Here is a 2867-nt window from a genome sequence, read left to right on the forward strand (position 1 = left end):
CGCCTTTCTTATTAAAATAGACCGCGTCCTGGGTGTTGCGTAGTTCGCCGAGCTGCTGCGTTGTCGTCCAGGCGGCCGACCCGTACTGCCGCACCGCGCTCAACACGATGCGCTGCGCGGGCGCGCCCGCGACGACGGATGCGGGTGGCGAGGTGTCCGACGGCGACATTGCTGTCGCCCCACCGAAATACGGTGTGATGTTCAGGTGCACGCTGGCTGCGGACTCTTGGCCGCGGCCATAGCCGATCAGCACACCCGAAGTCGAGATCGTCGCGTCCGGAGTGGTGAGCGGACCTATCCGCACCTCGGCGTCGATGCGCATACCAGCCGCGCCGGTCACCTCCAGATCACCCGAGATGCGCGGGCGGTACCGATAGGTCTGCGACGGGATGGTAATCGCGGCGACGATGTCGCGTGCGCCCGACGAGGATTCGTTGAGCGCAGCGAACGACGTGCCCGGAAGCACGTAGTAGGGCGTCACCGGGTGGTACGTCACCCACGCGACGAGACCGCTGGATCCGCTGTAGACCGGGATCTGTCCATCCGCAGGACTATTCGAGAAATCGGAGCTGCCGAGAATGTGGCCGGCCGCACCGATCGTGCCGGGCTGTCCCTGCGGCAGTGACAGTGCCATTGTGTAGTGTGCGGCCTCGCCCGGGCCGCCCGGATCGACCAGCGTCAGCGTGGCCGATGCCGGGGCGCCGGGGTCCAGCGTCGCCACCGTGACCGAGTCGATGACGGCGGGTAGACCCGGGTCGCCCTGGGCGAGGACGGGGAAGTTGCCCCAGCCACCGGCGGGTGTGAGCGTCAGCGTGGCGACACCGGTGCTCATGACGTCGTTGATGTTCGGGAACCAGATTGTGCCGGTCCACGTCGCCGAACCGTCCGGGTTCAAAACCAGTGTGGGCGAGGGCAATGCAACTCCTAGTTCTGCGCCAGACTGGCGGCCTTGACGATGTCGAACAGGCTCGAGATGCGGCGCATCATGCGCGCGGCGGGTGCCTCGAGGGCGGACTGGTCGCCGACCTTGGCGATGATCTGAATCCGATGCGTCCGGTCGTCGGTGATGGTCGCCTCGGTGCAATAGTCGGTGTAGATACGGTTCTTCCGGATCCAGCTCACGGGATGGCCGATGCCGTAGTCGCCGAACATGCGTCCGAACAAATTGCCGCCGAAGTTGTACGGGTATCCGTCCTGCATGACGAGCTGGAAACTGTGGTATCCGCGCGTATCCCACAGCGCCGATTCCAGGATCACCAGCGCATCGAGCGTGTAGGCCGCCGATCCGGCTTGCGCGAAATAGTCGGGGTAACCGAATTTGTCGAGCCGGATCCGCCGTAGCTCGTCCTCGATCTGCTGGTAGGCGAGAAAGACGTTGTCGAGTAGCCCGTCGAGGAGGGTCGGTGCGATACCGGATGCGCCGAACGCCGCCAGCAGCATGCTGAGCATCCACTCCAACATGAGGTCAATACCTTTGTTGACCCAATCCGGCGATTTCCCGCCTGTGAGTACGCGGTAGGCGAGCGGATGGTGCGCGACGACGTGACTCTCTTTGATGCCCGAGCGTGGGCCGTCCTCGAGCACCACCCACGGCGGTTTCGCGTCCAGGCCGAGCAGGTGCGCGAGGATCCCGGACCCGTACGGGTTGGTGGCGTCGGTGGAGTCGCTGTCGGCGACGTCGGCGCCGGAGACGAGCAGCAGGATCTCGCCGAGGATGGTGTCGATGAGGTCGACGGCGAGACCGATCAGGCCATCGAGCGCCGTGCCGGTCAGGCCGGTCACGTTCGTCATGTCCTTGACGTCGACGACGATGCACGACTCGGTGAGCGTCATGCCCCACTCGGCGAGCCCGAGCGGTTGCGGGTCGCCGGGCTTCCACAGGTCCGCGGTCAGCATCAGACCGCAGTCTTTTAGCGTCTGCTCGACGGCCGCGGCGACGGTCGTCATCTTGCAGACGATCGCTGTCCACTTCGAGGTGTCGGTGATCGGATTGGTCGGTACGACGACGATCGGCAGCGCCAATGGACCGAGGTCGAGCAGTGAGCCGATGTAGGCGGCCGGATTCAGGATGTTGTTGGCGAATTCGAGGATCGCGCCGAGCAGCCCGGATTGCCGCAGCACGCACTCGGCGACCATTTCCTTGATGTTGGTGACCGCGGGCCCGATGAACACGGCTTCTTTCGGTATCTGCGCCTCGATTGGCATCCACCACGCCGGGAAAACGATGAGTTTGTTGAACCAATTCCAGTCGCCCAACAATTGCAGCGTGACTGTGGCGACGCCGTCGACATAATCGTCGGCACAGGTGTCGACGCGCCCGGACCACCGCCATCCGTTCGGCAGCCCGATCGTCACGGGAACGACCGTGTAATAGCAGCGGGAGGCGATCTCGACGTAGGGATCGTCACCTTTCAGCACGATCGTCGCCGGAGACACCCCGTTGCGTTTCGGGGTGACGACGCACGAGATGTAGTCGCCGCACTCGCCCAGCGGCGCGGCTTTCGGATCATGGAATGTGACGATGAGTTGCGCGCGGCCTTCGGGCTGCTCCTGCACGGCGGCGCGCTCGTTCGCGAGAGTGAATGCCTGCCAGTCCGGGACCTGCGTGAGGTCCATCGGCGGGGCAGTCACTCAGGCCACCGCCGCCAGGGGGTGAGCGAGCTGATCGCCGAGGTGACACCTGCGACGGCGCCCGTGACGGTTACCGGGATCCGCACCACCGCCCCGGCCGCGACCGGTGTCGAGAACCGGCCCGACAGCCGGGGGTAGATGTTCGCGCCGGTGTTGAGCTCGACGACGCTGCGGCACCTCGCCCGGTCCGGTCCGCTGCTGCTGGGCACCGATGTCGTCCACATCCTGGCGACCAA

General features: G+C 65.4%; 3 protein-coding genes. All 3 read right to left on the reverse strand.

Going from position 1 to position 2867, the window contains the following annotated elements:
- On the reverse strand, positions 1 to 916 hold a 916-nt coding region (locus AB0M30_RS47545), incomplete at its 3' end, for a hypothetical protein (RefSeq protein WP_364599270.1).
- Positions 917 to 924: 8 nt separating this feature from the next.
- On the reverse strand, positions 925 to 2616 hold the full coding sequence (locus AB0M30_RS47550; RefSeq protein ID WP_364599273.1) for a hypothetical protein: 1692 nt from the start codon (positions 2614 to 2616) through the stop codon (positions 925 to 927).
- Positions 2617 to 2627: 11 nt separating this feature from the next.
- Positions 2628 to 2867 (reverse strand): hypothetical protein (locus AB0M30_RS47555; RefSeq protein WP_364599276.1); only part of this gene is annotated, 240 nt, incomplete at its 5' end.

The organism is Amycolatopsis sp. NPDC051716 (assembly GCF_040681595.1).
GTDB lineage: Bacteria > Actinomycetota > Actinomycetes > Mycobacteriales > Pseudonocardiaceae > Amycolatopsis.

Excerpts from the sequence above, each read along its gene's own strand:
- AB0M30_RS47550 (WP_364599273.1), bottom strand. The coding sequence starts at position 2,616 with ATGGACCTCACGCAGGTCCCGGACTGGCAGGCATTCACTCTCGCGAAC.